At 72.6% G+C, this 2365-nt stretch carries 4 protein-coding genes; 3 read left to right on the plus strand and 1 reads right to left on the minus strand.

Annotated elements, in window-relative coordinates; all coding sequences use genetic code 11:
• Positions 1-433: DUF6297 family protein (locus tag AB0C29_RS44060; protein ID WP_360833715.1), on the plus strand; the 433-nt coding region annotated here is incomplete at its 5' end.
• Positions 400-987, plus strand: coding sequence for a hypothetical protein (locus AB0C29_RS44065; protein ID WP_360833717.1), 588 nt, complete (start codon positions 400-402; stop codon positions 985-987). The genes AB0C29_RS44060 and AB0C29_RS44065, both read left to right, overlap by 34 nt.
• Here the strand turns inward: AB0C29_RS44065 and nucS are convergent.
• Positions 984-1643 (minus strand): endonuclease NucS, encoded by a 660-nt coding sequence (nucS, locus tag AB0C29_RS44070; protein ID WP_360833719.1) that lies wholly within the window; start codon positions 1641-1643, stop codon positions 984-986. The two genes, AB0C29_RS44065 and nucS, sit on opposite strands and share 4 nt — an antisense overlap.
• Positions 1644-1701: 58 nt before the next feature.
• On the opposite strand from nucS, the gene AB0C29_RS44075 reads away from it, so the two are divergent.
• Positions 1702-2328 (plus strand): DUF4126 domain-containing protein, encoded by a 627-nt coding sequence (locus AB0C29_RS44075; RefSeq protein ID WP_360833721.1) that lies wholly within the window; start codon positions 1702-1704, stop codon positions 2326-2328.
• Positions 2329-2365: the final 37 nt, after the last annotated feature.

Raw genomic sequence — 2365 nt, forward strand, 5'->3', positions numbered from 1 at the left:
CTGGGCCGACCGCGCGGCGTACCTGGAGGTGGCGGCGGGGCTGGCCGGGCTGGTCGTCGACTCGGCCGTCGGGGCGCCGCGCGCGGGCCCCGGGTGGCCCGCGGCGCCGGTCGTCACCGCGCTGGGCGGTGCGCTCGCGCTGGTCGTGGCCGTGCTCCTCGTGCTGGCGGTACGGCGGCTCGCCACCACCCCGAACGAGCGGATCCTGGAGGCGTCCAAGACGGCCGGCACGCTCTTCGACTCGGCGTACGGGATGGAACCGTCGTTCGTGACCGAGATGGTCGAGCGACGCTACTGGGCTCACCGCAAGCTGAAATCCCGGCGCCTGTGGCCGCGGGTGCCCATCCTGGTCGCTCAGGACCTTCTGCTGCTGCGCCGCCGTCCCGCCGGGTGCTGTGGGTGGCCGGGGCGGTCACGCTGCCGGCCCTGCTGACCCACCTGCCGGCCTGGATCCTCGGCGTCGCCGTGCTGGTCGGCGGCCTGATCGCCGGGGGCGTGACGGCCGGGACGATCCGCACCGACGCCGGCAACCCGGTCATGCTGCGCCTGCTCGGCCTCAGCTCGCGGCGGGCGATCGGCCAGCGGCTCTGGGTGCCCGGGGTGCTCTCCGGGCTCTGGTACGCCGCCGCGCTGAGTCTGCTGTGGGCGCTCGGTGACCTGCCGGCCGGACCGTGGTGGGCGCTGGGCCTGACGCTGGGCCCGGTCGGCGCGGCGGCGACGATGCGCAAGGCCCGGGTGGGCTTCGTCGACAACGGACTGATGCCGCTGGACACCCCGATGGGCTCGGTGTCGACCGGGCCCGTGCTCAACGCCGTCGCCGGGCTGGACGTGCTGCTGCTGGGCCTGCCCACGGTCGTGCAGATCGCCCAGGGCGGCCCGCTGAGCTGGACCGGCGTGGTCGTGCAGGCCGCGGTCGCCGGGATCGGCATGCGGGCCTACCTGAACGCGACGACCGAGACCGACCGGGTCGAGCTCAGCGGCCGCTAGAACAGGGTGAGCTCGTTGCGCTCCATGCCGCGCAGCTTGTCGTAGTCGACCACCACGCAGCGGATGCCACGATCGGTGGCGAGCACCCGGGCCTGCGGCTTGATCTCCTGCGCGGCGAAGACACCCTGGACCGGCGCGAGCAGCGGGTCCCGGTTCATCAGCTCGAGATAGCGGGTGAGCTGCTCCACGCCGTCGATGTCGCCGCGCCGCTTGATCTCCACGGCCACCGCGCCCCCGGCGGCGTCGCGGCAGAGCAGGTCGACCGGGCCGATCGCCGTCATGTACTCGCGGCGGACCAGGGTCCAGCCCTCACCGAAGGTCGCCGGATGGGCCGCGAGCAGCTCCTGCAGGTGCGCCTCGACGCCGTCCTTGACCAGGCCGGGATCGACGCCCAGCTCGTACGAGGTGTCCTGGAAGATCTCCTCGAGGGTGATCCGCAGCTCCTCGCCGGCCTTGTTGACGACCTTCCACACGCCCGGGGCCTCCTGCAGCTTGCAGGGCGGGCTCATCCAGTTGAGCGGCTTGTAGGCACGGTCGTCGGCGTGGATGGACACCGAGCCGTCGGCCTTGACCATCAGGAGCCGGGTCGCCAACGGCAGGTGGGCGGAGAGACGGCCGACATAGTCCACGGAGCATTTCGCAATGACCAGGCGCACCCGACGAGGGTAGCCTCCGTGCCCTGCCGGGCGAGCGCGGCGGTGCCATGCTGATGGTGTGCTCGAAGCGCTCACCGGTACCGGCCTGGCGGCATCCGCCGGGCTGAATGCGTACATCCCCCTGCTCACCATGGGTCTGCTGGCCCGCTACACCGACGCCATCAACCTGCCCAGCGGCTGGCAGTGGCTCTCCAACGGCTGGGTCGTCGCCATCCTCGCCCTGCTGCTGGCGGTCGAGGTGGTCGCCGACAAGATCCCCGTGGTGGACCACGTCAACGACATCGTGCAGACCGTGGTCCGGCCGACCGCGGGCGGGCTGGCGTTCGGGGCCGGGTCTTCGTCCGAGACGGTCACCGTGTCGGACCCGGGCGCGTTCTTCGGTTCCCACCAGTGGGTGCCGGTGGCCGCCGGGGTCGTGATCGCGTTCTGCGTGCACGGCGTGAAGGCCGCCTCCCGGCCGGTGGTGAACGCCACCACGGCCGGCGTCGGCGCGCCCGTGGCCAGCACCGCCGAGGATTTCGGCAGCGTCGTGCTGTCCCTGCTGGCGATCCTGTTGCCGGTGCTGGTCCTGCTCGGACTCGCGCTGCTGGTGCTCGGCGGCTGGTGGGTGATCAGGCGGCGCCGGCGGCGCAAGCGGGAACAGCGCCCGGTTGAGGGTGTCGGGACCGGGCGTCTGTTTGGTTGACTGCTGCGGTGGCCGCGATCGCCGTACCAGCCTTCGC

The organism is Actinoplanes sp. NPDC048791 (assembly GCF_040650095.1).
In the GTDB taxonomy this organism is placed as follows: domain Bacteria; phylum Actinomycetota; class Actinomycetes; order Mycobacteriales; family Micromonosporaceae; genus Actinoplanes.